The organism is Streptococcus sp. 27098_8_69, from assembly GCF_041432445.1.
Classification (GTDB): Bacteria; Bacillota; Bacilli; order Lactobacillales; family Streptococcaceae; genus Streptococcus.
This window is the reverse complement of sequence record NZ_JAPVZO010000048.1, coordinates 1-2,699: the sequence shown is the minus strand read 5'-3', so window position 1 is coordinate 2,699 and position 2,699 is coordinate 1. Positions and strand designations below refer to the sequence as shown.

Annotated in this window: 3 protein-coding genes; all 3 read left to right on the top strand. The window is 37.9% G+C overall.

Annotated elements, in window-relative coordinates; all coding sequences use genetic code 11:
- Positions 1-93 precede the first annotated feature (93 nt).
- Positions 94-831 (top strand): adaptor protein MecA, encoded by a 738-nt coding sequence (gene mecA, locus O3658_RS10505; RefSeq protein WP_371561525.1) that lies wholly within the window; start codon positions 94-96, stop codon positions 829-831.
- Positions 832-1,496: 665 nt separating this feature from the next.
- A complete protein-coding gene (locus tag O3658_RS10500; protein WP_371561523.1) occupies positions 1,497-2,060 on the top strand; it encodes a TIGR01440 family protein in 564 nt (187 codons plus the stop codon).
- A 1-nt stretch (position 2,061) separates the two neighbouring features.
- Positions 2,062-2,699: YSIRK-type signal peptide-containing protein (locus O3658_RS10495; RefSeq protein ID WP_371561521.1), on the top strand; the 638-nt coding region annotated here is incomplete at its 3' end.

Here is a 2,699-nt window from a genome sequence, read left to right as displayed (position 1 = left end):
TAGATAGTAATCAATACCCCAACGCCATTTTTTTTGATAAAATTTTTGAAATCTTGTATAATAGATAGAACTGAAAGTATGAGGTTACGAACTATGAAAATGAAACAAATCAGTGATACGACTTTAAAAATCACCATGTCTTTAGAAGATTTGATGGATCGTGGAATGGAAATCGCAGACTTTCTCGTTCCGCAAGAGAAAACAGAAGAATTTTTCTATGCCATCTTGGATGAGTTAGAGATGCCAGACAGTTTTTTGGATACGGGTATGCTTAGCTTCCGAGTGACTCCAAAGCCAGATAAGGTTGATGTCTTTGTGACAAAATCTAAGATCGATCAGAATTTGGATTTTGACGATTTGGCAGATCTTCCTGATATGGATGAGTTAGCTAAAATGTCTCCAGATGAGTTTTTGAAAACCTTAGAGAAAACCATGGCAGAAAAAACTAAAGACGATATTGAAGCTATTCAATCTTTAGAACAGGTTGAAAAGGAAGAGGAAGCGGCGCTTGACGAAGCACTTGGAGTAGAAGAAGGAAAAAGAGAACCGTATATCTACTACATCTTAAGTTTTGACAATTTAACTAGTTTGGTTTCTTTTGCCAAAATGGTTGACTACCAAATGGAAACTTCAGAACTCTATAAGATGAATGACCAGTACTATCTGACAGTCTTAGTTGATGTAGAAAATCAACCTAGCCTTTATCCAGCTTGGTTGTTGGCTCGTATGCGAGAATTTGCGGATGATAGTGATATCAGTCGTTCTGTCCTCCAAGAATATGGGCAACTACTCATCAATCATGATGCTGTCCAAGGACTCCAAAAAGTTTAATCTAGAAAAAGAGGTTGGGACAAAAGATCCCGACCTCACTTTTTATTAGCAATCAAACTTTGACGCGGTAGCTGATTGAACTTTTTGTTCGTCTTTTAGACTCCAAAAAGCTCCTAATCATCCTCGCGGGGCTGGGGCTACGAAATCGAGACTTTGTCTATCGACTTCTGTCCCACCGTCTTTTGTTATCTTCTCTGTAAAATCTAGTTTTTAAAAATATTGGATACAGTTTGTATTCAAAAAACTGACATATTATAATTTGAGGATAAAATTAAAATTTTAGCATAATTTCATGAAAATTTTCTGAATCATCATCTAAATCTACAAGGATGAAAAAGTGGCTAAAAAATAAGCAAAGTAGTAGCTTTAATAGAAGAAATGGGGTAGAATGGTAGAAGTTGCTTTTCGGTAGCTTATAATCGAATTGACAGACAAATCTTTTAGGTGTAAATGTTGTTACATCAACGATTTTACTAAACTATTATATTTTTTTTGTTTTCAAAGTATAATTTATATTATATTTGAAACTAGATGAATTTGAATCAGTTTTTAAAAAGAGCCCTCATATAGTTTTTGAATCCTAGCAAATGGTATTCCTATGCCTTCCAATCTTGCTAAAATTGATGAAAAACGATATGATAGAATGAAAAAAAGCGAGGTGAAATATGGACCAAAGACGGATTCAAACAGAAACACAGCAGATACTTGAAGATGTACTAGACAAGGCTTCTTTACAGGAGGGAGCACTATTTGTCTTGGGTTTGTCTTCGAGTGAAGTGCTGGGAGGACACATCGGAAAAGATTCGAGTCAGGAAATCGGTGAACTAATTGTCAAGACTATGTTGGAACTGTTGACGGCTAAGGGAATTCACCTGGCTGTTCAAGGTTGTGAACATGTCAATCGGGCTTTAGTTGTTGAACGAGAAGTAGCTATAAAACATCAGTTGGAGATTGTGAGTGTACTCCCGACCTTACATGCAGGAGGTTCTGGTCAATTGGCCGCCTTTCGCTATATGAAGGATCCCGTGGAGGTCGAATTTATCAGGGCAGATGCTGGTCTGGATATTGGTGATACAGCTATCGGTATGCATATCAAACATGTTCAGGTACCCATTCGGCCAGTCTTAAGAGAGATTGGTCTGGCTCATGTGACAGCACTTGCTAGTCGACCAAAACTCATTGGAGGGGCGCGTGCTCAATATCCAATAGATCACATTAGAAAGATTTAAAATGAAAAACAGAAAAATGCAGTTTGATAGAGTTATTAAATACTCTATTCGGAAGTTCTCAGTTGGTGTAGGTTCTGCAGTTATCGGGACATTTCTTTTGGGAGCAAACAACTTTTTAGTTGAAACTGTTGCAGCTAACGAAGTAGCAACACCTAACCAAGTTCGTTACCGCTATTTGGCTGAACAGGAATTGACGGAATCAGAAAAGGCTTTGATCCATCGCGAACTCCCTTCAGATTTAAAGCAAGATGATGTTGTCTATCTTGTCTACAGAAAAAAGGAAGTGAACTCTCAACAATTGCCGAACACTGGAAGCAAGGAGTTGGCACTAGCAACTCTTGGTTTTGCAACAGCGTCTTTGGTTGTTGTGGTGATGTCTAAAAAACACCGTAATAAAATGTTGGGTATTCTCTTTATTGGAGCTCTAGGTGGTAGTTACTTTATCCCTCAGTCAGCTCAAGCCTTCGAGAATAAAATCTTGGTGTCTTACAACCAAACGATTGCTGGAAGTAGTCAAGAGGACTTGGCAAAAGGTGTCATTCAAATTGAAGGATACGAATACGTAGGTTACTTTAAAGCATCAGATTTCCAAGACCAGTCAGAGAAAATTGCTACTGCTAAAGACACTCAAGAAGCAGG

Bases quoted from the DNA above. Each gene is read 5' to 3' on its own strand.
- O3658_RS10500 (WP_371561523.1), top strand. From the start codon at position 1,497: ATGGACCAAAGACGGATTCAAACAGAAACACAGCAGATACTTGAAGAT.
- mecA (WP_371561525.1), top strand. From the start codon at position 94: ATGAAAATGAAACAAATCAGTGATACGACTTTAAAAATCACCATGTCT.